The sequence below is a fragment of the Desulfuromonas sp. TF genome, assembly GCF_000472285.1.
Taxonomy (GTDB): Bacteria; Desulfobacterota; Desulfuromonadia; order Desulfuromonadales; family ATBO01; genus ATBO01.
In genome coordinates this window covers 16,877-40,053 of sequence record NZ_KI421428.1, presented here as the reverse complement: position 1 = coordinate 40,053, position 23,177 = coordinate 16,877, and the positions used below count along the sequence as shown (strand labels likewise).

General features: G+C 61.3%; 18 protein-coding genes and 1 riboswitch. All 18 genes read right to left on the bottom strand.

Annotated elements, in window-relative coordinates:
* A partial coding sequence (locus DTF_RS0119615) for a cobyric acid synthase (protein WP_027716697.1) occupies positions 1 to 2,268 on the bottom strand: 2,268 nt, incomplete at its 3' end.
* Positions 2,269 to 2,341: 73 nt separating this feature from the next.
* Positions 2,342 to 3,397, bottom strand: a complete 1,056-nt coding sequence (locus DTF_RS0119610; protein ID WP_027716696.1) for a cobalt-precorrin 5A hydrolase — start codon at positions 3,395 to 3,397, stop codon at positions 2,342 to 2,344.
* Positions 3,394 to 4,191 carry a precorrin-4 C(11)-methyltransferase gene (cobM, locus tag DTF_RS0119605; protein ID WP_027716695.1) on the bottom strand — a complete coding sequence of 266 codons (798 nt, stop codon included), beginning with the start codon at positions 4,189 to 4,191 and terminating at the stop codon, positions 3,394 to 3,396. Before cobM ends, DTF_RS0119610 begins: the two co-directional genes overlap by 4 nt.
* A 17-nt stretch (positions 4,192 to 4,208) precedes the next feature.
* The gene (locus DTF_RS0119600; protein ID WP_027716694.1) at positions 4,209 to 4,811 is read right to left on the bottom strand and encodes a DUF4276 family protein; all 603 of its coding nucleotides are present in this window, start codon (positions 4,809 to 4,811) and stop codon (positions 4,209 to 4,211) included.
* A gap of 2 nt (positions 4,812 to 4,813) precedes the next feature.
* Positions 4,814 to 5,941, bottom strand: a complete 1,128-nt coding sequence (locus DTF_RS0119595; protein WP_027716693.1) for an AAA family ATPase — start codon at positions 5,939 to 5,941, stop codon at positions 4,814 to 4,816.
* Entirely contained in the window at positions 5,938 to 9,519 is a 3,582-nt protein-coding gene (locus DTF_RS24700) for a DNA methyltransferase (protein ID WP_035058344.1), read from the bottom strand. Before DTF_RS24700 ends, DTF_RS0119595 begins: the two co-directional genes overlap by 4 nt.
* Positions 9,520 to 9,521: 2 nt before the next feature.
* Positions 9,522 to 12,926 carry a helicase-related protein gene (locus tag DTF_RS0119585; RefSeq protein ID WP_027716692.1) on the bottom strand — a complete coding sequence of 1,135 codons (3,405 nt, stop codon included), beginning with the start codon at positions 12,924 to 12,926 and terminating at the stop codon, positions 9,522 to 9,524.
* 12 nt (positions 12,927 to 12,938) lie between these two features.
* Entirely contained in the window at positions 12,939 to 13,646 is a 708-nt protein-coding gene (cobI, locus tag DTF_RS0119580; protein ID WP_027716691.1) for a precorrin-2 C(20)-methyltransferase, read from the bottom strand.
* Positions 13,647 to 13,760: 114 nt separating this feature from the next.
* Positions 13,761 to 14,972: a bifunctional cobalt-precorrin-7 (C(5))-methyltransferase/cobalt-precorrin-6B (C(15))-methyltransferase gene (locus DTF_RS0119575; protein WP_027716690.1), complete on the bottom strand. Its 1,212-nt coding sequence runs from the start codon at positions 14,970 to 14,972 to the stop codon at positions 13,761 to 13,763.
* Between the two features lie 53 nt (positions 14,973 to 15,025).
* Complete coding sequence (gene cbiD, locus DTF_RS24695) at positions 15,026 to 16,186, bottom strand: cobalt-precorrin-5B (C(1))-methyltransferase CbiD (protein WP_051361499.1); 1,161 nt, start codon at positions 16,184 to 16,186, stop codon at positions 15,026 to 15,028.
* A 1-nt stretch (position 16,187) separates the two neighbouring features.
* The gene (locus DTF_RS0119565) at positions 16,188 to 17,036 is read right to left on the bottom strand and encodes an energy-coupling factor ABC transporter ATP-binding protein (RefSeq protein ID WP_027716689.1); all 849 of its coding nucleotides are present in this window, start codon (positions 17,034 to 17,036) and stop codon (positions 16,188 to 16,190) included.
* A 49-nt stretch (positions 17,037 to 17,085) separates the two neighbouring features.
* Positions 17,086 to 17,856, bottom strand: a complete 771-nt coding sequence (cbiQ, locus tag DTF_RS0119560; protein WP_027716688.1) for a cobalt ECF transporter T component CbiQ — start codon at positions 17,854 to 17,856, stop codon at positions 17,086 to 17,088.
* Positions 17,856 to 18,143, bottom strand: coding sequence for a hypothetical protein (locus tag DTF_RS27470; protein ID WP_035058341.1), 288 nt, complete (start codon positions 18,141 to 18,143; stop codon positions 17,856 to 17,858). Before DTF_RS27470 ends, cbiQ begins: the two co-directional genes overlap by 1 nt.
* Complete coding sequence (locus DTF_RS0119550) at positions 18,140 to 18,877, bottom strand: energy-coupling factor ABC transporter permease (protein WP_051361498.1); 738 nt, start codon at positions 18,875 to 18,877, stop codon at positions 18,140 to 18,142. The genes DTF_RS27470 and DTF_RS0119550 overlap by 4 nt, the downstream gene beginning before the upstream one ends.
* Positions 18,874 to 19,512: a precorrin-8X methylmutase gene (locus tag DTF_RS0119545; RefSeq protein ID WP_027716686.1), complete on the bottom strand. Its 639-nt coding sequence runs from the start codon at positions 19,510 to 19,512 to the stop codon at positions 18,874 to 18,876. The genes DTF_RS0119550 and DTF_RS0119545 overlap by 4 nt, the downstream gene beginning before the upstream one ends.
* 11 nt (positions 19,513 to 19,523) lie before the next feature.
* A complete protein-coding gene (locus DTF_RS0119540) occupies positions 19,524 to 19,931 on the bottom strand; it encodes a sirohydrochlorin chelatase (protein WP_027716685.1) in 408 nt (135 codons plus the stop codon).
* A gap of 100 nt (positions 19,932 to 20,031) precedes the next feature.
* Positions 20,032 to 20,207: riboswitch (cobalamin riboswitch) on the bottom strand.
* Positions 20,208 to 20,275: 68 nt separating this feature from the next.
* Positions 20,276 to 21,586 carry a 5-hydroxybenzimidazole synthase BzaF gene (locus tag DTF_RS0119535; protein ID WP_027716684.1) on the bottom strand — a complete coding sequence of 437 codons (1,311 nt, stop codon included), beginning with the start codon at positions 21,584 to 21,586 and terminating at the stop codon, positions 20,276 to 20,278.
* Positions 21,587 to 21,747: 161 nt separating this feature from the next.
* On the bottom strand, positions 21,748 to 23,124 hold the full coding sequence (locus tag DTF_RS0119530) for a cobyrinate a,c-diamide synthase (protein WP_027716683.1): 1,377 nt from the start codon (positions 23,122 to 23,124) through the stop codon (positions 21,748 to 21,750).
* Positions 23,125 to 23,177 lie beyond the last annotated feature (53 nt).

The following is a 23,177-nucleotide window of genomic DNA, read 5'->3' as shown; positions in this document are numbered from 1 at the left end:
ATGGTCGGCCAGCCGATCCAACTCTTCCTCCAGGGTGGAGGCCGAGGCTGGCGGGGCCGGCGGCAGTCCGCGCCGGCGGCGCAGATCGTCCACGAGCGCGCGGCGGACGGACGGATCGTCGAAGAGCCCGTGCAGATAGGTGCCCCATATTCGGCCGTCCGGGGAAACCGCCCCATCCTCCAGATCGACGCGGTTTCCCGAGCGGATAGTCAGGCGCAGCAGGGGCCGCGCCGCCGGGCCGAGAACGGTCTCCCCCATGTGGATCTCGTAGCCTGCCACCTTCTCCAGCCCCCCCAGGGGGGTCTCCCCGGCCGCCGGCAAGGGAATTCCTTCGGCCTGATGGGTCTGCTTGTCCGGGGTCATCACCGTGGCGATATCCAGCAGCCCCAGGCCCTCGGCTTCGCTGGGGGAAGACTCCACCCCCAGGGGGTCGGCGACCCGTCCTCCGAGCATCTGGTAGCCGCCGCAGATCCCCACGACGCATCCCCCGGCCTCGTGGTGTTCGCGGATGGCGGCGAAGAACCCCCGGGCGCGCAGGAACTCCATGTCGGAGAGGGTGCTCTTGGTTCCGGGGAGGATCAGCAGATCGCACCCGGCCACCTGCCCGGGGTCGTCCAGATAGATCAGCTCCGCTCCCGGGTCCTGCTCCAGGGGGTCGAAATCGGTGTAGTTGGAGATCCGGGGAAGGCGCACCACCCCGATGAGCACGGCGTTTTTCCGTGACCCGGTCCCCTTGCGGGAGAGGGGCACCGAGTCCTCTTCGGGGAGCCGCAGATCGAGCCAGGGGACCACCCCCAGCACCGGCACTCCGGTGCGGGCCTCCACCGCCTCGATCCCCGGGCGCAGCAGGTCCGGATCCCCCCGGAACTTGTTGATCACCACCCCGGCGATCCGCTCCCGCTCGGCCGGTTCGAGCAGCTCCAGGGTGCCGACGATGGCGGCGAAGACTCCGCCGCGGTCGATGTCGGCCACCAGCAGCACCGGCGCGGCGGCCAGGGCGGCGGCCCGCAGGTTGGTGATGTCGTGGGCCTTGAGGTTGATTTCGGCGATGCTTCCCGCTCCCTCCATGACCACGACATCGTAGGCGGCGGCGAGCCGGCGGAAGGACTCCTCCACCGTGCGGAACGCTTCGGGCTTGAAGGCATGGTATTCGGACACGGTCATGTTACCCACCGGGCGTCCCCGGAGGATCACCTGGCTGCCGGTGTCGGAATTGGGCTTGAGCAGTACGGGATTCATGTCGGTGTGGGGCGTCAGCCCGCAGGCCGCCGCCTGCAGGGCCTGGGCCCGGCCGATCTCCCCGCCTTCGGGCGTTACGGCGGAGTTGAGGGCCATGTTCTGGGCTTTGAAGGGGGCGACGGAAAAGCCGCGGCGTTTCAGAATGCGGCACAGTCCCGCCGCCAGGACACTTTTACCGACATCGCTCCCCGTCCCGCCAACGAAGAGGGCTCTCGCCGCGTCCGGGACGCGGGACGCCGGAGGCGAAACGAGAACGTCCTTGCCCTGATTTCCGCGTCCCTCGTCCCGCGTCCCTCGTCCCTGAACCGCATATCCGCGCGGAGTAACGATCCGCCCCGCCGCGTCGAGCCGCGACTGCGAGTTGCCGACGATGACGATGCTGAGCATGTCGATGGAGTGATCGAGCAGGGCGCCGAGGTCCGTCACCGTCACCTCCTCCCCATCGCGGCAGGCGTTGCGCACTATGCCCACCGGGGTTGCCGGGGAGCGGTGCCGCAAAAGGGTCTCCCGAGCCTCGCCGATCTGCGTCGTGCGCCCCTTGCTTCTGGGGTTGTAGAGGGCGACCACGAAATCCGCGGAGGCGGCGGCGGTGAGGCGACGGCGGATCAACGGCCAGGGGGTCAGCAGGTCTGAGAGAGAGACGACGGCGAAGTCGTGCATCAGGGGCGCCCCCAGGCGGGCGGCGGCCGCCTGCACCGCCGACACCCCGGGGACGATCTCGATGTCGACGCAGGACTCCTCCCCCAATTCCAGAGCCAACCCCGCCATGCCGTAGATCCCGGCATCCCCCGAGGAGACGAGGGCCACCGTCTTACCGGCGGCGGCTTCGGCCAGTGCCGCTCGGCAGCGCTCGACTTCCTTCATCATCCCCGAGGAGCGGACTTCCTTGCCGTCCAGCAGCCCCGGGATAAGGTCGAGATAGGTCTTGTAGCCCACCACCGTCTGCGCCTTTCCGATGGCGGTGCAGGCGGCGGGGGTCATATGTTCGGCGCCGCCGGGCCCGATGCCGACGACGTAGAGTTTTCCCATAAATCTGTCCTTTGTCCTTTGTCATTCGTCATCTGTAAAGGCCTTGAACCAATGACAAGTGACCAATGACGGTTTAGATCTTTTCAGCCACCGCCACGGTGACGTTGCCGCATATTTTCTTCTTGATCAGCAGGGTGTCACTCCCCGCGGAGAGAAGGGCGGCGGGCTCGCAGACCCCCTTCGCCCCCACCGCCGCAAGAGCGTGAGGAGAGGGCTCCGCGGGGGCGCTGACGCTGTTGAGCGCCTCGGCCGAGTAGTGCTCGACGGGAATGCCGCGGTTTTTTGCGAAGAGATTCAGCCCCTCTTCGTCGGCCTTCACGTCGATGGTGGCGAGGCAGGCGATGCTGTGCGGAGAGAGAAAGGCTCTGCGCAGCTCCCTCTCCACCACCTCTTCGATCTCCTCGGCCGGGGTTCCACGGTTGCAGCCGATCCCCACCACGAGGTCCCGGGGACGCAGCACCAGCAGATCGTCCTGCGCCTCCAGGTGCGGGATGTGCCGGTGGGTGACGAAAACTTTTCCCGCGGCTCCTACCTGCTGGGCCGCGGCGAAGTTGGCCACGGTAACCACTCCCGGAACCGAGGCGAAATGACGGGAAATGCGCCGGCGCCGATCGACCAGGACAATCCTTTCCCCCTGAAGGAGCAGGCTGTTGAGGCGGCGGATGTTCTTCACGGGCTCGATCCGCAGCCCCTCCCGGCGGGCCACTTCGTCCCAGGCGGGGAGTCCGTTGACATCGGTGGCGGTGGTGATGACCGCCTGTCCGCCGCTGGCTTCGGCCAGCTTCCGTGCCAGCTCGTTGGCTCCGCCTAGATGTCCCGAAAGGAGGCTGACGGCAAAGGCGCCCGCCTCGTCCATGACCACCACCGCCGGGTCGAGGTCCTTCCCCCGCAGGTGAGGGGCCAGGATCCGCACCACGATTCCGGTCGCCATGATGAAGACGAATCCCCGGCAATCGGGCCAGAGCTGCCGGACCAGCTCCTTCAGTTCCACCGAAAAGACGATGGCGCCCTCACCGGCCTCCCCGGCATGTTTCGCGGGAACGAACAGGTCCGCTCCATCCAGTCTTTCCCGGAGCCCTGTCCCGAGGCGGGCACCTCCCGAAGTTATGGCGATGATGGCGAGGTTCACCCGCGCCCCCTGTACCCGTGCTCGAAATTCCTGTCGTACAGCTTCGACTTCTCCGCCACTCCCTCACTCCGGGCCTTGAGCACCTCGCCGACGATGATGAGCGCCTGCCGGCTGATTCCGGCGGCGGACACCTTTCCGGCGATGTCCGCCAGGGTCCCCTCGACAATCCGCTCGTCCTCCCAGCTGGCCCGGCTCACAACCGCCGCCGGTGTGGACGGAGTATAGGAGCCGCCGGCCAGGAGCTCTTCCACCACCTTCTCCATCATGGAGACCGAGAGATAGAGGCAGACGGTGGCGCCGAGGGCGGCGATGCGCCGCAGCTGCTCCTTCTCAGGAACCGGCGTGCGCCCCTCGACCCGGGTGAGGATCACCGTCTGGGAAACCTCGGGAAGGGTCAGCTCCTGCCTGAGGCCGGCCGCGGCGGCAAAGGCGGCGGTTACGCCGGGGATGACTGCATAGGAGATGCCGAGGGCGTCTAGGGCCTCCATCTGCTCCTGGATGGCCCCGTAGACCGAAGGGTCGCCGGTATGCAGCCGGACCACGCGCATGCCGGCGGCCACCGCCCTGCTCATGATCGCGATAACTTCCTCCAGCGTGAGGGGTGCGCTGTCGTGAGCCACGGCGCCGGGCTTGAGTTCGGAAAGAAGGGCGGGGTTCACCAGGGAACCGGCGTAGACCACCACATCGGCCGCCTGCAGCGCCTTGAGACCTTTAATGGTGATCAGCTCCGGGTCGCCAGGACCGGCGCCGACAAAGAGAACGGGAGGAGAGTTATTGAATTTTGACTCTGTCATACTCAGGCTAATTATCCCTATGCTTCGATTGCCTCGCGAAACCGGTTGAAACAGGGAACTCGGTTCAGGCGAGTCAAGTCGGTAATTTTTCGCGCAATCAAGACGGCATGGACGTAGTCTGTGTATTGCCGAAATTTGGGTGATTGTCTGAAGAGAGAATCGAGAGCCGCTTTGGGGTCCCGTATCGACTGACAGGTTTTCACCCGTGGAATTTTCACGGGATGGGCATCCGTCGACAACACCCTTGCCAGTGCCCGATCATCGGCACGCAACCACGCCTCCAGCATTTTATGGATACAAACAACCGCAATTCGCGGGTCATCCCGTCTGAGGCCGGCATGCTGAAGCGACTGAAAAATTTCTTCCCGATCAGCGTGCAGACAACCGATGCCCTCGTATTCCCCCCAGTCCGGGAGCAGGTCCCAGACAATCAGGACCTTTTCACAGCCCCTTGCCAAAAGTTCCGCAGCATAGCGTCCGCACTGTTCCTTGAGCAACGGTTTTCGGTCTAACGGAATGATATCCGGAATAATTTCCGGCCGGATCAATGCCGCCAGCAAAGGGAGGACTTGCGTCTCAGCCCCTTTCGGCCCGCATTCCACTATGAAACCAATTTTCATCCCTACCCCTTCTTGAATCTGCCCGTCGTATAAAGCTCACCCGGCGCAAACCGTTTCCCCCATTCCTGCACCTCCTCAATGTCGGCCGGTCGCCAGAAAGTCGGGCTGCCACTTTCGTTGCGCTCCACCAGCACAATCGTCTGCAAGGGCAGAAGATTGAGAAAATAGGGCGAATGAGTGGTCAAAACAACTTGTGTTCGTCCGGATTGAACCGCGGTGCGGATCTCGTCGATGACCAGATGAATACTGCGCGGGTCGAGGCCGTTCTCAATCTCTTCCACTGCAATGAGCGGCGGCGGGCTGGGGTGGCGCAACAAGGCGAGAAGGGCCAGCAGTCGCAAAGTACCTGTGGAGAGCATCCAGCCAGGCACTTTGAAATCGGCTTCGGTCAGCTGCAGCCACGCCTTGCGCTCGATCTCGGAGGTCACTGCCGGTTGCAGGTCGCGCGCATAGGGGAGGACGTAGGCCATCGTCTCGACGATGCCCTCGAAGGCAAGCTGGTCCAGGCGGCGCAGGTCCAGTAGGAAGTCGGCGATGTTCGACCCGTCCCGCGCCAGTCGCACTCCACCGCCGGTGCGTTGCTGCGGTACCGGCAGTCCCATCCGCTCAGGGCTCAGAGTCAGAAATTGCCAGCCGTTGATATGGCGGGCCAAATCATCGAATTCCGCCAAGGGGGCAGAGAGAATCGAGCGGCCGGGGCCATAGGTCTGTGCAATATCTTTGAGATTGCGATCAATAAAATCTCCAGCCTGACCAATCATCTCCTTGCCGATGAACATCCGGTTCGCAGCCGGATCGTTGTTCGCCTCCAGTTCGACCTTACGCGCCTTGCGCGGGCTCTCTCCAATCGCCAGGTCGAAGGCAATGGGGTTGACCAGTTTCCCGGCGCGTTCCTTGGCCTCCTGCCCCTTGTGGCGGGCATGCTCGATCCCCATCCAGCGTTGCATGGCCACGTCCAACCCGTCGCGGACGATACTCTGGTAGGTTTCCAGCCCTTCGATCAGGCTCGACTTGCCGGCGCCGTTGTTGCCGATAAAGACAGTGAGCGGGCCGAGTTTGACCACCTTGCTGTCGATAATGGCCTTGAAATTGCGGAGGCGAACACTCTGCAGACGCATGGTCTGGGTCATTGGATCAGCCCTCTCTCGACATCGCGATAGGCATTCTGCGCGGCGATCTTCACCGGGTCCTTGACCAGGGGGAAGGTGGTGAGGATGTAGGCGAATTCGGCTTCGGTCAGGCCGTAGAGGTGGGCGACGAGGCCGTCCAGCTCGGCCCGCAGGCGGGCGCGCTCGACCGGGTCGGTGACGCCTTGCTTGTGGCTGCCGATGCCGGCCTCCCTGGCAAGATCGTCGAATTCCGGCGTGGTGCAGATCAGATGGGCGGCGCGTTCGACGATGGGGCGGAAGGCCGGGTCTTTTTCCGTCAGGCGGGGGACGGGGAGTTGATAGATGTAGAAAAAGTTCACATTCGCGGTTACTCGTAATCGAAGTTGATAGTCCAGTGTAAAACTGTTCCAAACGGCACACAGGTAAAGCATATTTTTGTGGGAGAGGAATCGTTTGCTACCATTTGAAAAAGAATGGACTGATTGGAAGTTTTCAGCATGGAAGTTTGGAGGAATAATTGTAGAGATAAGAGTCCGTTCATCAGTATTCCTGGCAATCTTCCTGCAACCAAGTCGGTAATCCTGGTAATCGAGTCGCTGCCCAATGTCTGCTGACCGGCCTAAAACAGCTTTGCGCGCTTCCTTTTCCCAAACCCAGTATCGCGGCTTTTCGAACTCGTGATTATATTGATGAATGTTTTTCCCCTCGTAAAGCGGCATCATGCCCTTTTCAAACTCTGCGTGGAATAGATAACTGTCATTTGTCATGTGAAATTCACTTTGGAGGGACACGTTCCAAGCCTTTTCAAGATGCACCCCCAACAAGGGAAAAGATCCAGACTTGCGCGCAATCGCCAGATCATTTTCACTCTCAAATTCTATTATTCCAAGGCTTTCCGGCGACAACCGCTTGATCAACGCCACCGAAATTTCAAGCGCCCCCCCCTTCGGAAACCGCTCGAGCTCCGCCACCTCATGGCGCATGAAGGCCGTCGGGAAGCTGACGGTTCCGCCCCCCTTTACGAAGGTCAGCACGACGAATTTGAAGCGACTGTCGACCCCTTCGAAAATCTCTTTGCGGTTCTCGAAACAGAAGAGCCCGGTGATCCCGGTTTCGGCAAAGAGCATCTCGCGCAACTGTTTGGTGCCGAGATCGGTATAGATGCCGCTGGGGATGACGATGCCGCACTCCCCGCCGGGACGCAGCAGATTAAAACATTGCTCGGTAAAGAGCTTGTAGAGGTTGATGTCAGATCCGGCCTTCTTGCCATTGACGATCGAAATCTGGTTCTTGTACTGCCGGGAGCCGCGATAGTAGAGGCTGACATGGGGGAAACGGCTCTGGTATTCGATCCAGGCGGCTAGGATGTCGGCATCCTTCATCAGCTTGGCCTGTTCTTTTTCGAACTCCTTGATGGTCATCTTGTTCTTGGTGACCAGATCGGAATGCTCGGCAAGGAACTCTTTGGCCTGCGGCTTGAAAATCTCCCACGGCGGGTTGGTGATGATGGCGTCGAAGCCGCCGCGCCGATTGAGAATCTCGTCGAACTCGTAACCCCAGTGAAAGGGGTGGAGCGCTTCGATATCGGCAATCGTCAAGGCCCGCTTCTTCGGCTTTCCTACCTTGTTTTTGGCCGGGTCCCAGGTCGCCTCCTCGAATTTGATATCCAAGGCGACAAACTCGTCCAGCAATAGTTTGTTGAGGGTTACCAGCGCCTCCCGTTTTTTCCCATCGATGGCATCGCGCATGGCGCGCAGGTCTTCGACATAACCGGCGGTGTGGCGGAAGGTGTCGATGAGGCGGTTCTTCTCTTCGAGCAGGCGGGTGAACTTTTCCGCGGTTCGCTGATTCAGCAACTCCCTTTGCAGATCCTTGCGGGACGCGGCCGAGGTTGTGCCAAAGTCGAAACCACCCGGCTCCGCGACCATGGGTTCGGCCGATTTCGCGCCGGGCTTACTCCCCGTCCCGGCGGTGAGGGTGTCGAACTTGGCCGGATCGACGTGCAGCAGGCCGATCAGCGAGTTGCCGGCAAGGATGTTGAAATCGATGTTGGGGAGGGGTTCGAGTTCGTCGATAGACTGCGCCGCCGCAACCAGAGCGAGGAAGAGCCGCAACTTGGCGATCTCGGTCGCTTCCTCCATGATATCGACGCCATAGAGGTTGTCGGTGATGATGCGCTTTTTGATGAAGTAGTTGATCGACTTGTGGCTGGCTTTTTCCTTGCGCAGCCATTCGGTCAGGTTCCGATCGTTCAGGAACTCGATCTTGCCGATGATTGCGGCATAGAGGTTGATCAGCGTCTTCATCGCCGCAACCAGAAACGCTCCCGAACCGCAAGCCGGGTCAAGCAGGCTCAGTTCCGGCAGGACTCTATGGAGGAGTTCGCGGCAGAGTTCCGCATCCAGGTCCAGCAACAGCTCGGCCATCGAGTCGTATTCCCGCGCCGCCAGAACACCGGGGACACCGGGAGAATTAATCTTATCGAGGACCAGCTTATAGATGGTACGCTCGCAAAGATATTCGGTAATCTCCGGCCGGGTGTAGTAGGCGCCGAATGCTTTCTGATTGATGTACTTCTCGAAAATATAGCCGAGGACATCGGGATTGATCTCGTCGTCCTTGCCGGCCGGAGTGTCGTTGAGATTCCACGAGTATCGTTCGAAGAGACCAAGGAGGTTGGCAAAAGCCTTGTCCGAAATGCGGATATCGGGATTTTTCAGCTCGACGGCATGCGGGAGGAAGAGGCCGCCATTGAGGTACTTGATATTGCCGAGAAGTTGGCGAATCTCCGGGCTGCGCTCCTGCTCGGGCTTGGCGAATCCCTCGAAGAAGAGCGGCCAGAGGAAGGCGCGGTAGTAACGATCCGGGCCGAAGACCTGCCGGCTGTGGGCGAGCCTGGCTTGCAGGTAGTCGAGATTGCCGTGATCGACGAAGCCCTTCTTTTGCAGGAAGTAGATGAACATCAGCCGGTTGAGCAGGATCGAGGCATACCAGCGGCGCTGCCGGTCGTCGGCGATCCCTTCGATCAGGTCTATGAAGGCAAGATGCTGCTCTTGGAACTCCCGATAGAACTTCTTGGTCACCCGCTCGACATCGAGGGCCTTTTTCAGCCGCGAAGCGACCTCGGTAACCGGCAGGGCGCCACTGGCGTCGAGTTCGGAAATATCGACAACCATCGCGCCAAGCTTGCTGAGAAAAAGATCGCCGGGTTGCCCCTTGATGTAGAGATGCTCGCGGGGAAAGTTTTTGTTCCCTTCCCGCTTGACCCAGTACCAGAGACTGTTGGTGCGCTCCTGGTCAACGAAGATCAGCAGGTTTTCGTGATGATGCCGGGCTATCTCTTTATGCAGGGCGGCACGGGTCTTGGCCTGGGGCATCCGGCCATCGGCGGCAGCTATTTCGAATACCACCACCCCGGAGAGTTGGGCAATCTGCCGGGCGGTGAAACTCGCCCCGTCAACATTGAGCGTTATCGGTTGCCGACTGGCCGGCTGGGACCAGCCGAGCTCCTCGATGAAGAGTGTCGGAAAATCGAAACGCTGCAGCAGGTCCCGGGTCCGCTGAATATCGAGCTGCCCTATTTTAATGACTTCCCCCATCCCTATGCCTCCCCTCGCACCAGGCCCAGCGAGCAGATAATGCGCGGCTCAAAGCTCTGCTCTTCTTCATGCACGATGCAGAGCCGGTCTTCCTCGCGCAGGGCCATGGCCAACTCGGCCAGGGCCTGATTGGCGATGCCACTGCGCAACTGCCGGTTCAGGGTGTCCGTGGCATTCTGCCGCAGCGGATAGCGATAGATTTCGTCGATGGTTTTGTGCAGCCCCGGCGTATCGAACAGGGTCCCCTTCACCTCTTCTGCGTATCGCTTCAGCCGTTCGTAGGTGCGAAACCGTGCCCCTGACGGCCTTCCAAGCTGACCGCCGACACTCTTCTCCTCGGCCACGATCTGTTCAACCCCCCTTTGTACCAGCTGGTGGTGGTTCTCCTGCCGGGGTTGAGCCGGGGTTTCAGGGGAGCACTCGGCCATCTTGAGAATGGCGAACTGCGATTCGGTGACGCTTTGCCCCTGGGGATCGATCCATGCCAGGGAATCGTTCCCTTCGGCCGTGCGCAGGTAGACGAGAACTCCGTCGGTAGCTTCCGGCGATGAAGATATCTTCTGGACCGCACTCGTTTGCTTGGTTGAATAGACGACAGCGGGCAAATCGGGAACGATCTTCTGCAGCGAGGGGTCGGCCGTGATAGCGTTCTTCCAGATTTGCCAGGCGTAGGAGGAGAGATCGACCTCGGTGTCGGCCTCGCCATCGAGAATGCCGGATTTCTCGTGATAAAGATCGATGACCGTCTTGTCTACTCCATCTCCCTCAAAGAAGGTTTCATCCGTACCGACAACTTCGGCGTTTTCTTCGAGGCGCTGACGGACGCGGGACCGCAGCTTGATGATGCGTTCGACGCCGTCGGCCGGGAGAAAGGAATAGCAGAGGATGGTTTCCGATTTCTGCCCAATACGATCTACACGGCCCGCCCGCTGAATCAGGCGAATGATGGCCCAGGGGAGATCATAGTTGACGATCACCGAACAGTCCTGGAGATTTTGCCCCTCGCTTAGCACGTCGGTGGCGATAAGCACGCGCAACTCTTCCCGGGAGGAGATTCGATCTCGCTTGTGATTGCTCACCGGACTGAACCGCCAGGCGAGCAGCGAAGGATCGACCGTTGTACCGCTGGCCCCGGCAACGCTCGACACGCCTCGCGCTCTGAGTTCGCGCTCAAGGTAGTGGACGGTATCGGCAAACTGGGTGAAGATCAGGACCTTTTCGCTGCCATGCCGGTCCGCCAATAGTTGCAGCAAGGCGTCGAGTTTGGCGTCGCGAGCGGGGTCCCAGAGCCCGCATTTACTCAGCACCAGCAAAAGGGCAGTTGCATCGTTGGCCAGATCCTTGGCCAGGGTTTTGACGAATAACGAAGGTCGTAGCCACTTGAAGCGCTTTTTGTAGTGCTCGGCATACTCGCCATAGATCTCGGCGGCGCGCTGGCGAAACTCGGCATCGGTGCGGGGAGCAAATGGTTGCTTAATGGTGCAGGCTTCGGAGTCGTCGTCCTCGAACAGCTCCCCGGTTACGCAAACGTCATCGTTGTCTTCATCATAAACCGCAGTGTCGAGAGAACCGGCATCGAGAGTGCCGAGGGGCAAAGGCAGACCGTTTTCGATGGCGTGGATAAACACATAGTTGCGCAGGACATGCCGTTCCAGCGACAGGATAAATGCCTGGCCGCTACTCTCCAACCGCTTGAAGAGGTTGGTGCGACAGAAGCCCATCAGCCGCTTTCCCGCCCGCGAAAGATCGTGCAGCAGCTTGGCCTCGACCGGTGTCGGGGGTTCGTGCGACGAGGGTGCAATGTAGTTGCCTAGACCGTAGCGTGGCAGGCTCAGGACATTTATAGTCTCCACCACGTCGGGAGCAAAGAGTCGCGCGTATTGATCGGCGGCATCCTTGTCATCAAGCTTGAATTTGACTGTGCTGGGTTGCCGCAAAGGGAAATAGGAGCGTGAGCCGTCCTGAAAAGTCAGATACTTCCGGCCGGTGACAGAGTCGGTTTCAGCGTAATTATTCTGGATAAAGCTTCGGGTGCGCCTCACCATAAAAAGTCGCATCAATTCCCGCCAATCGTCGGGGTATTCGCTCTTTTCAAAGGCAGCCAACGATCGTACCGGACACTGATGGCACCGGATAAACTCCGGCTCGCCGACCTCGCGCAGAAGACGCTCAGGGCGAACATTGAGGTCTTTATCTTCGGGGACGAATAGACGCAACTGATTAGAGAGATCGAGGTAGGTTTTGTTGTACGGAGTGGCCGAGAGGAAGATACACTTGCTCTCGTTTTCCTGGATGTATTCCTGGATCGCCCGATAGCGCTTTCCTTCACGATTACGCAAGTTGTGGCTTTCGTCGATCAGGACCAGCCGGTAGCGACGCAAGTGCGGGAGTTCCTTAGTTGCCTGGCTGATCGAGAGAATCTTGGCGCGCATCCGATACTGCTCGCGATAATCCTCCCACATCGGCACGAGGTTTTTGGGGCAGATGATCAGCGTTTCCAGCCCATGGTCATCCTCAAATATGCGCACCAGCGCGGTGGCCATCAGCGTCTTTCCCAGCCCGACCACGTCACCAATCAGAACCCCGCCGCGCTTGTTGAGATGGTGAGCGGCAATTTTCACCGCTGCCTCCTGAAACTCGAAGAGCCTTGCGCCAAAGTCGCGGGGGATGCGGAACTGGAGTAAGCCTTCGCGGGCTTCATGAGCCAGGTGATAGGCCATCTTGAGGTAAATATGATAGGGTGGGACGATGTCTTCCCGTGCCCAGCTCTCTTCGATAATCTGCACCAGCTCACTGGAAATATCGAGGCACCAGCGATCAGTCCAACGATCCTCGAACCACTTGGCCAGCTTGAGCGCGGCATCATGATCGAGCACATCGATGTTAAGCTCCCCTTGACCGGAGAGCCCCGAAAAAGTGAGATTGCTGCTGCCGAGATAACCGATAACGGGATTGATCGGATCGGGGCGGAAGAGAAGATAGAGCTTGGCATGAAGCGTATGCCGCAGGAAAAGCTTGACGACCACCTTGCCTTCCCTGATCTGCCGGGCAAGAGAGCGCAAGCCGTTTTCATCTTCATTGGTCGGGGTGCCATAGGTGAGCTGGTCACGAAATTCTTCGGCCAGTTTCTTTTTCAGACGCAGAGCGGTTTGATTGTCCAACCCTTCATCCGAACCCATGACTGAGAAGAGACTCTTCAGCTCCTCTTGGGGCGGCCGCTGCATTCCGACCAGCAAACGACAGCACTGCCCCTCCCCCCCCGACCATTCATCAATTTGCGAGTCAAGGTCCTTCCAACCCCGCAGATTGAAATAACCGACGCAAAAATCTGCGTGGTCAGCGACCTTCAAAGTCTCTTGAAGGGCGGGAAGAAGTTTTTGATCTATGTTGTCAAAAATGCGCGGCATTACCCCTCCAATTCAGTTCATTTTTTTCACGATCACCAGGGATAAATAATCTAGGTCCTCCGCCCCGACCGCGGCGAGATCGTGGAAGACCGCCTGCCCGGGAAGGCCGGCGCGCTTGACGTAGACCGCCCGCCGCCCGCCCAACTCCTTCAGCAGGGAACGCACCCTGTCGAAAACGCGGGAGACCTTCATCAGCACCACCGTGTCGAAGGATTCGAGGGTGCGGGTCAGTTCTTCGTCTTCATAGGTGGCCGGGAGCACCGCCAGACGCTCGTCGGAGAGCCCCAGGGGGACTCCCGCCAGAGCTGCCGCGGCGTGAATGGACGATACGCCGGAGACGACCTCGACGGGAACATCGGGGAAGTTCTCCCGGAGCTGATGGTGGAGATAGAGGAAGGTGCTGTAGAGAAAAGGATCACCGAGGGTGATGAAAGCCACCGTTTTCCCCCGGCGTACGAGTTCCGCCACTTCCCGGGCGCACCGGGCCCAGCTCTCCTCCAGACCCGCCTGGTCCCGCTTCATGGGGTAGACTTGGGTGAGAAGCTTCTGGCGGACGGGATCGACGAGATCCTGGACGATGGAGGCGGCGATGGAGGCGTCGGAACGGTCGCCTACAGGGGTGACCACCACGTCCGCCTCGCGGATCAGGCGGGCCCCCTTGAGGGTGAGAAGTTCCGGGTCACCGGGACCGACGCCAACGGCGTAGAGACGAGAAGACATAAGAGGGCTCAGGTTTCAGGTTTCAGGTTCAGGTTTCAGGTTCAGGTTTCAGGTTCAGGTTTCAGATTCAGGTTTCCTAATTCCTGAGACCTGATTCCTGATACCTGGTTTTCGCTATTCCTTGAGACCGGTGATGATGTAGACCGGGTTATAGGCCTCGAACATCTTGTAATCGGTCAGCGGACGGGTGCGGGCGATGTTGATGGTGGTGACCTCGACCTGGTAGCCGGCGTTGTCGAAGTACTCGTTGGCGGCGGTCAGGGTGTCCAGGGTGACGGCATTAAGCACCACCCGCCCGCCGGCGGGCAGGCGGCCGTCCACCGCCTCGAGGATATCCCAGAGGTTGCCCCCGGAGCCTCCGATGAAGACCCTGTCGGGGTCCGGGAGGGTTTCCAGGCAAGCCGGGGCTTCCCCTTCGATGAGGGTGACGTGCCGGGCGTTGAACTTGTTGAGGTTTTCCTTGATGAACTCGATGCACTGCGGGTTGCGCTCCACGGCGAAGATGCGTCCGTTGGGGAGCAGGTGGTCGGCCTCGATGCTCACCGATCCCGAGCCGGCGCCGAGGTCCCAGAGGGTCATGTCGTGGCGCAGCTTGAGTTTGGCCAGGGTCACCACCCTGATCTCCTCCTTGGTGATCAGCTTCTTGATCGTGGAAAACTCCTCGTCGGGTATTCCAAGGGTCGGAACGTACTCGTCGCCGCCGGCCTCGTACTCCTTGATCAGGATCAGGACATTGAGGGGGGCCGCCTCGATCTCCAGAAGCCCCTTGACGTCGGTCTCGATGATCTTTTCCTCGGCGGTCCCCAGGTTTTCGCAGACCCAGGCCGCGTAACCGTCCCGCCCCCGCTCGATCAGTTCGGCGGCAATGGCGGCCGGGGTGTTGTCCTCGTCCGTCAGGACCGCGGCCTTGTCGTTGGCAACGATCCGGTCCACCGCCCCCTTGAGGCCGCGTCCGTGGGCGGAGATGAAGACCGCGTCGTCCCAGGGCTCCTTGATCTTGGCAAAGGCGTACTGCACCGAGCTGACGTTGGGAACGAACTCGAACTCCTCCTCGGGCAGATTGCGCAGCAGGTATCGACCGACGCCGAAGAAAAGCGGATCGCCGGAGGCGAGAACCACCGCGCGGCGTTCGTTCTTCCTCAAGCGTTCCACGATCTCCCCGAGGTTGCTGCCGATCACCACCGTCTCCCCAGCAAAGTCCGGAAAAAGAGCCAGCAGGCGCTCCCCGCCAAAGAGAATTTCAGCCCTGCCGACCAGTTCCAGGGCCCGGCCGCTGAAGCCCTCCTGACCTTCCACTCCGGCTCCGATGACGTAGATCTTCTTCATGACATTCCTTCCCTAGCTAAGGGGCAAGATCAGATGCAAGATGTCCAGGTTATTCATCGAGCGGTTCTAAGAAACGGCTTAAAGTCGCCGAATCTCCGCGTAAGGCCATCGTATCCGACCAGAAGAACGGCTACGTTCGCCCCCGGCGCCCACTGTCGAAGTCTGGCGAGGGCCCGACCGGCCACGATCCCGATCAGAGGGTGGTCGCCGCCGAGGTTTTCATACACCTGCCGGGCCGTGTTGGCACACTCTATATCTTCCGTCAGGCCCCCGTCAAGGCCGTCGATGCGGGCCCAGTCAGCCAGCCGGTCGAGATCGAGACGGGACGATCCGACGTGGGTCTGCGGGTGACCGCAGGCGATCTTGAACAGTTTCGCGAACTGGACCGCCAGAAGGACGCGGGGAACCCCCTTGCGATGGCAGGCCTCCAGGGCGTAGCCGACATGGTCTCCCATCATGATGAACGCCTCCTCCGGCAGAGCGAATTCCTGCTGCGCCGCCACCTCGCTCGTCCGCCCCGTACTGAGCACGGCGATTTCGCAGCCAGCGGCCACGGCCACGTCGAGTGCCACCTCCAGGGTGTCGGTCCAGGCCTTGTGGGAGATGGGCCGGACCACTCCGGTCGTCCCCAGAAGGGAGAGGCCGCCGACGATGCCGAGCCGGGCATTGAGGGTGCGCTTCGCCCGTTCCTCGCCGTCCGGAATGCTCAGGGTCACGTGAGGAGTATGGGGTGAGGAGTGAGGAGGAAAGACGTCCAGCACGGCTTCGGTGATCATCTGCCGCGGGACCGGATTGATGGCCCACTCGCCGACCGGCACCGCCAGCCCCGGCTTGGTCATCTTGCCGATCCCCCGGCCGCCTTCGATGATGACTTGTGTTTCACTCTCCCCCTTCAAGGGAGGGGGGAATTTCTGATCTCCCTCTCCCCTCGTGGGAGAGGGTCGGAGTGAGGGGAGATTCAAGGTCACCTCAGCGTGTACCTCCACCCCGTGGGTGACGTCGGGATCGTCACCGGCGTCCTTGATCACGAAGCAGCAGGCCCGCTGCTCGTCGAAGGTCTGTCCGTGCAGGGTGAAGCGGGCGTTGAAACCCGCCGGCAGTGGGATCTCAACCTCGGTGACGAGCCGCTGCTCCTTGAGCATGAGGGCCGCCCCCGCGCTGGCGGCGGCGGCGCAGGCGCCGGTGGTAAAGCCATGTCGCAGTTCGCCGCCCATGTCAGACTCGCGAAACCACGTCCTGCACCGACAGCAGGCGCAGGATCTCCCGGCGCGCTTCGCCGACGGTCAGGGGGATGTGGTGCAATTTCACATGATCGCGGGTCTTGAGGATATGCATCAGTTCGGCCACCAGGGGGAGGTTCAGCTTGGCCTTCTCGATCGCCTCAGGGTCCCCGAACACCTCCTCCGGGGTGCCGCAGCGAAGCACCTGCCCCTTGCTGAGGATGGCGATCTTGCTCATGAAGAGAGGGACCAGGTCGACCACGTGAGTGGCCATGATCATGGTGATCCCCTCCTTCTTGTTGAGATCCTCCAGCAGATGCATCAGGTTGTGCACCCCCATCGGGTCGAGGCCGGCGGTCGGCTCGTCGAGAATGATGACCTGGGGCTCCATGGCCAGGATTCCGGCGATGCAGATCCGTTTCTTCTGCCCATGGGAGAGGGCGTGGATCCCCTTGCGGGCGTAATCCTGCATCCCCACCTGATGCAGGGCCTTGTGAACCCGTTCCTTGATCTCCTGCGGCGCCAGTCCCATGTTGGTGGGTCCGAAAGCCACGTCCTCCTCAACCGTGGAGGCGAAGAGCTGGTCATTGGGGTCCTGAAAGACGATGCCGATGCGGCTGAAAACTTCACGGTCTTCAACTCTTTCGATCGGATTGCCGTCCAGCAGCACCCGCCCAAGAGTGGGATGGAGCAGTCCGTTGAGATGCTTGATCAGGGTCGTCTTGCCGCTGCCGTTGGAACCCAGAACGGCGAGGAATGCTCCCCGTTCAATCTCCAGATCGATGCCGTTCAGAGCCTGGGTGCCGTCTTCGTAGGTGTAGTGGAGATTCTCGATTTTGAGCATTGAATAGGTCCCATGGGTCGTATAGGTCCCATCGGACCTATGAAGATTTTTACCGCATTGCAAACAAAATCCCCAGCAGAGCCAGTCCGACCGCCAGCGCCGCCCAGTCGTGCCCCTGCAACCGGCCCGGCGTCACCGCGGTCAGTGCGCCGCGATAGCCCCGGCAGCGCATGGCGGCGAAGCTGCGCTCGGCCCGATCGTAGGTGCGCAGCACGAGCATGCCTCCCAGAATCCCCGAAGAGCGCAGGCCGGACTTGAAGTCGACGAAGCCGAGGCGTGCTTTTTGAGCATTGCGGATTCGCCCCCCCTCCTCCAGCAGAAGAAAGATATAGCGGTACATGATCAGGGCCAGTTCCACCAGCACCGGCGGGCAGCGAAAGAAACGGGCCGCCCGCATCAACTCAGGAAGGGGGGTGGTCAGGGAAAAGAACAGCAGCACTCCCATCCCGCCGAGAATGCGCGAGGCCAGCTCAAGCCCTCGCCATACCCCGCCCTGATAGACCGTTAGTTCAAAAGAGAGGAGAGGAAATGAAAGCAGCGGCGGTCCTTCCTGAAACCAGAAGAGCTGGGTGATGAAGGCGACCGTCGCCAGAACGGCGGGAACCGCCATGCGTTTGAGAAAGGCGGAGGTTCGGACGCCGGAAAACCGGACCAGGACCAGCGCGAGCGCGGCCAGAAAGAGCGGGGTCCGCACCCCTCCCGCCGTCAGATTGAGGATCAGGGCCGCCGTCAGCAGCACCAGCTTGATCCTTCCGTCCAGGGCCACCAGCAGCCGCTGGCTTTCGCCCTGGGCGTCGATGAAATGGTGCGCTCCCCCCATCAGTCCCGCCGCTCCGCATCCTTTTTGCCGGCGACGAAGACCTTGTGCCAGCAGTAGCCCATGATGAACCCGCCGATCCCTCCCGCCAGGGCAAAGAGGAAGAGGAGCAGGTCCCCCTGATCGGTGTTGATATAGGGGTCTCGGGCTTCCCGGCCGAGATCCTTGGCGTATTTTTCAACCACGGTTTCATCCACCCCGGGCCACTTGGGTTTTTCCTCTTCCTGGGCGAAGGCCGGCGAAGCGCACAGGAGCAGACCGAACAAACCCGCAAGAACCAGCCGTTTCATTCTTTCACCCCCATCACCTTGAGCTTGCGCAGAATATCCGGACGATGTTTCTGCACGTAAACGATGATACCCCCGGTCACCACCCCTTCGAGCAGCGACAGGGGGACCTGGGTCGGCATGAAGGCCAAGTAGATCTGCCCCAGCACCAATGAAAACGGCCTGGTGCCGTGCAGGGCCAGGGCCATCTCGAAAGAGGTGCCGAAATAGGTGACCAGATCGGCGGCCACACCGGCGAGGAAACCGCTCCAGAACAGGTTGAGGCGCAGCATCCGGCCCAGCCGGAAGGCGCCATACCCGGAAAACGAACCCATGATCCCCATGGAGAAGGTGTTCCCCCCCAGGGTCGTGAGTCCGCCGTGGGCGAGAAAGAGGGCCTGGAGGAGCAGGGAGATGAAAGCCACCACGACGCTGGCGAAGGGACCGAGGAAGATGGCGCTCATCCCTGTCCCCGCTGGATGGGCGGTGCTTCCGGCCACCGGCACCGGAATGGGAAAGCAGCTGAAGACGAAAACCGCGGCGCCGAAAATTCCCAGGAGGGGGATATAGGCGGGATCAACATTCTTGCGCCGGGTGATCTGGCGCACCCCCCAGGCAACGAAGGGAGCGGCGAGAACGAACCAGAACGCCGCCCAGCCCGGTGGCAGAATCCCTTCGGAGATGTGCATGGCGAGGGCGGGGCGCGGAGACAGAAGCATCAGCCCCAGAAGCGTCGGCAATAGAGCGGAAAATCTCATCTCATCGGTTCTCCAGCGAGGATCATCAGGGCGTTGAGGATGGCGGCGGCGATCGCCGACCCCCCCTTGCGCCCCCGGCAGGTGATGAAAGGCAGCTCGGTTTCCAACAGGACCTCCTTGGACTCCTCCGCCCCGACAAAGCCGACTGGCACCCCGACGACGAGGGAGGGGTTCGCTCTTCCCTCGCGCACCTGGCGCAGGAGTTCGAACAGGGCGGTGGGAGCGTTGCCGACGAGAAAGACGCCGCACCCCTCGTCGATCCCCTTGCGCATGGCGACGATAGAGCGGGTGATGCCCCCGGCGCGGGCTGTCTCGGCCACCTCGGGATCGGCCACGTGACAGCGCAGATCGCTGCCGAATGCGCTAAGCCGCGCCTTGTTGACGCCGGCCGCGACCATGTTGGTGTCGCAGAGGATCCCCTCCCCACGCCGCAGAGCAGCGATTCCGGCCTCGACGGCCTCGGGGGAGAACACGGTGGTGCGGGCGAAGTCGAAATCGGCCGTTGTATGGATGATCCGCCGGACCACCGGCCACTGCAGCGCGTCGTACCCGTGCTTCCCGGCTTCACCGTCGATGATTTCGAAGCTGCGAGCTTCAATCTCCAAGGGATTAATGATAACACCGCTATCGGTCATTTCAATTCCCTTCAGCAGACGGCTTTCGCCGCAGCCAGATCCCAGCCCGCACACGACAGCGACTCCCAGATCCGCTCACAGACGATTTCGCCCAGCTTCGGATGCACCTCCAGCGGCCGGCCGAGGATCATCTCGAGCCCGGGATAGCGCTCCTTCGCCTGCGCCATCTCCTCCGGCAGGTCCTCCAGGACGTGGGCGCCGGCGAAAAGGAAGTAAGGGTACAGGAGAACCCGGCTCGCTCCCCGGACGACGCAGGCATCGATCCCGCTTTGAATGTTGGGCGCGTACTGTTCCCGAAAAGCGACCTCCACGATCTCGCAGCCGGTCCGGGCTTTGACCATCTCGGCAATCGCATAGAGAGCGTCGTTGGCTTCGGGAATGCGGGATCCGTGTCCCATCAACAGAATCGCTGTCGTCATTGCTGCTGCTCCTTATCACTTAGTTGAACGAAAAAAGCCCCCGGCAGGAAGACGGGGGCTGAATAAAACTCAGCCTCCAACCTCCTTTGCCTTCAGCGGTTGAATCATTAAATTTCCAGGCAGGCTTTCTGGCTCCGGGATCGTCCCTCACTCTCCCCTTCCCGTTCGGCTCGATGTCCGGACAGTGGGCTTGCCGAGAGTTCGGTCCCCCATTACAGCGGCGGGTCCGCGGGAGAATTCCACTCCCTTTCCTGCACCTGGAAATTGTTAAATACCGTGATGCGTGGCGGTGACGCGTGACAGGTAAAATCTTGAACCCGTCACGCGTTACGCGTCACGGCCTTTCAGATTTTATCCCCCTTCAAGTCCCCCGCGAAAAGTTTGCCGGCTCCCCGCGAGGCGCAGAAATCGCCGCACATCGTGCAGGTCTGCTCGTCCTCGGGAGTGCGGCTGGCCCGGATGGCCCGGGCATCCTCGGGGAAGAGAGCGAGATCGAACTGCTTCGACCAGTCGAGGTCGCGCCGGGCCTTGCTCATCTGCTTGTCCCGCTCGCGCCCTTTTTCGGGATACTTGTTCATGTCGCCGATATAGGCGGCGATCTTGGCCGCCTTCACCCCCTCGACAACATCCTGCTCAGTGGGCAGGGCCAGGTGCTCGGCCGGGGTGATGTAGCAGATCAGGTCGGCTCCGTACCGGGAGGACTGGGCTGCGCCGATGGCGGCGGTGATGTGGTCATAGCCGGGGGCGACGTCGGTGGCGATAGGCCCGAGCATGTAGTAGGGGGCGCCGCCGCTCATGCGCTTCTGCAGCTGGATGTTCCCCTCGATCTCGTCGAGGGGAACATGGCCGGGTCCCTCGACCAGCATCTGGCATCCCATCTCCCGGCCGAGTTCGGCCAGTTCGCAGTTGATGAGCAGCTCCTGGATCTGCGCCCGGTCGGAGCTGTCGTGGATCGCCCCGGCGCGCAGGCCGTTGCCGAGGGAGAGGACGGTGTCGTACTTCTTGAGGATCTCCACCACCCGGTCGAACTTCTCGTAGAGGGGGTTTTCCCTTCCGTTGGCCAGCATCCAGGCGACCATGGAGACTCCGCCCTTGCTCACCAGGCCTCCGTAACGGTAGCCCTGCTTCCGCAGCCGCTCGATCGTGTAGAGATTGATTCCGCAGTGCACCGCCATGAAGGCCATGCCGTCGGCGCACTGCTTTTCGATCAGGTCGAAGAGCATCTCCTCATCGAGCTTGTTGGGGTCCCCGTACTTGCGGGCCGCCTCGCAGAAAGCCTGGTAGAGAGGGACGTTCCCCACCGGCAGATCGACGGCCCCGATGACCTCGCGGCGCACCCGGTCGAGGTCGCCCCCCACCGAAAGCTCCATCAGGGTGTCGGCCCCCGCCTTCTCGGCCGCCCGGGCCTTGCATATCTCGGCCTCGTAGTCGACGATGTCGCTGGAGGTGCCGATAGAGGCGTTGACCTTGGTGCGCAGCCCCTTGCCGATGCCGGCGACGCGGGCAGGCTTGCGGTTATGGTTCCAGGGGATGACGATCTTCCCTTCGGCGACCATCCTCCGCACGTATTCAGCCGCGACCTCTTCCCCGGCGGCGACGCCTTCCATCTGTTCGGTGATGACGCCCTGTCGGGCGAGTTCGATCTGCGTTGCCACTTTGAACCTCCTTAAAGATCAAAATCTGCACGCGGATAACATCTGATCCAATCGGATAAAATCGGATTAAACTTGGAGCCGTTCGGATTTTGCTTTTTAATCCGCAGTTATCAGATTGATCCGTGTGCGATATTTTTTTTCCTGGGCCCTTGTCGATCAGGTCACAAGAGGCTCCTTTTCTGACAGAACGCCACAAAATTCGTCGCCAGCTGCGGGTTGCTGCCGAAATGCAGGTGGATGTAGGAGCCCAGCACGTTGCCGGTGCGGTACCCTTCGACACCGAGTTTCTCGCTGCCCCGCCGGCTCAGGCCGTAGCAGGTCTGCACCGTGCCGGGGAGATCCATTTCCGAGTAGTGGAACTCGTGCCCCCGGGCCGTCGTTCCCTGTGGGCCCAAGGGATTATCGGCGGTGAAGGTCACCTCCCTGTAGCCCAGGGCCTTGCGTTTCTTCAGCATCCGCGCATGCCCCGGGAAGATCCCGGCCATTGCCATGTCATCGATGGCCCCGGCGAGAAGCATGAACCCGCCGCACTCGGCGTAGATGGGAACTCCGGCATCGGCCGCCTCGCGCAGATCGCGCAGCAGAGTTCCGTTTTTGGCCAGCCTTCCGGCATGCAGTTCGGGATAGCCTCCGGGAAGATAGATGCCGTCGATCCGCTCCGGCAGGGTCGCGTCGGCCAGCGGTGAAAAGGGAACGATCTCGGCCCCCGCCGCTTCCAGCAGCTCCAGGTTCTCCCGATAGCAGAAGCAGAAAGCCTCGTCCCGCGCCACGGCAATCCGGACTCTGGGGGTCAGGTCTTGACATTTGACAAGAGCTTCTTTGTCAAATGTCAAGACCTGACCCCTTCTTCCGGCAAGAAGCCGCTCGATATCGACGTGCCTCTCCATCCAATCGGCCAGACGTGCGATGAAGGATTCGTCCAGAGTCGTCTCCCCCGCGGTCACCAGTCCCAGGTGGCGCTCCTGCAGGGTCAGCTCCTCCTCCCGCCGCAGGCAGCCGAGAACCGGAGGGAGGCCCGGGACGGAGGCGACGGCTTCGCGCAGGAGCTGTTCGTGCCGATCGCTGGCAACCCGGTTGAAGAGCGCCCCGGCAAATTCGAGTTTCGGGTTGAAGGTGCAAAACCCCTTCAGAAGGGCGGCGGCGCTGCGGGCCTGGGAACGGGCGTCGACCACCAGCAGGATCCTGCCCCCCAGGCAGCTGGCAATCTCGGCGGTGCTCCCCTCGTCGGAGTCGCCGGCGGCGCCGTCGAAGAGCCCCATCACTCCTTCGATTACTGCCAGATCGGCCTCGGCCCGGCCCCGGTCAAAGGCCTCCCGGACAAAAGCTTCGCCGCACATCCATCCGTCCAGATTGCGCGACGGCCTCCCGCACACGGCGGCATGGTGGCCGGGATCGATGAAATCCGGACCGACCTTGAACGGGGCCACGGAAAGGCCCCGGCGCCTCAGGGCCGCGAGCAGCCCCAGGGTGACGGTGGTCTTGCCGCAGCCGCTGGCGGGAGCAGCGATGATTAAAGGCGCGGGACGAGAAAAGGTCATGAATCATCTCTCAGAGATGTCAAAATTGCTGTTTTGGTCACGCGTCCCTCGTC

Excerpts from the sequence above, each read along its gene's own strand:
- DTF_RS0119550 (WP_051361498.1), bottom strand. The coding sequence starts at position 18,877 with ATGAGATTTTCCGCTCTATTGCCGACGCTTCTGGGGCTGATGCTTCTG.
- DTF_RS0119595 (WP_027716693.1), bottom strand. The coding sequence starts at position 5,941 with ATGACCCAGACCATGCGTCTGCAGAGTGTTCGCCTCCGCAATTTCAAG.
- cbiQ (WP_027716688.1), bottom strand. The coding sequence starts at position 17,856 with ATGGGGGGAGCGCACCATTTCATCGACGCCCAGGGCGAAAGCCAGCGG.
- DTF_RS0119540 (WP_027716685.1), bottom strand. The coding sequence starts at position 19,931 with ATGACGACAGCGATTCTGTTGATGGGACACGGATCCCGCATTCCCGAA.
- cobM (WP_027716695.1), bottom strand. The coding sequence starts at position 4,191 with ATGACAGAGTCAAAATTCAATAACTCTCCTCCCGTTCTCTTTGTCGGC.
- DTF_RS27470 (WP_035058341.1), bottom strand. The coding sequence starts at position 18,143 with ATGAAACGGCTGGTTCTTGCGGGTTTGTTCGGTCTGCTCCTGTGCGCT.
- DTF_RS0119585 (WP_027716692.1), bottom strand. The coding sequence starts at position 12,926 with ATGCCGCGCATTTTTGACAACATAGATCAAAAACTTCTTCCCGCCCTT.
- DTF_RS0119545 (WP_027716686.1), bottom strand. The coding sequence starts at position 19,512 with ATGACCGATAGCGGTGTTATCATTAATCCCTTGGAGATTGAAGCTCGC.
- DTF_RS24700 (WP_035058344.1), bottom strand. The coding sequence starts at position 9,519 with ATGGGGGAAGTCATTAAAATAGGGCAGCTCGATATTCAGCGGACCCGG.
- cbiD (WP_051361499.1), bottom strand. The coding sequence starts at position 16,186 with ATGGGCGGCGAACTGCGACATGGCTTTACCACCGGCGCCTGCGCCGCC.
- cobI (WP_027716691.1), bottom strand. The coding sequence starts at position 13,646 with ATGTCTTCTCGTCTCTACGCCGTTGGCGTCGGTCCCGGTGACCCGGAA.
- DTF_RS0119575 (WP_027716690.1), bottom strand. The coding sequence starts at position 14,972 with ATGAAGAAGATCTACGTCATCGGAGCCGGAGTGGAAGGTCAGGAGGGC.
- DTF_RS0119565 (WP_027716689.1), bottom strand. The coding sequence starts at position 17,036 with ATGCTCAAAATCGAGAATCTCCACTACACCTACGAAGACGGCACCCAG.
- DTF_RS0119530 (WP_027716683.1), bottom strand. The coding sequence starts at position 23,124 with ATGACCTTTTCTCGTCCCGCGCCTTTAATCATCGCTGCTCCCGCCAGC.
- DTF_RS0119600 (WP_027716694.1), bottom strand. The coding sequence starts at position 4,811 with ATGAAAATTGGTTTCATAGTGGAATGCGGGCCGAAAGGGGCTGAGACG.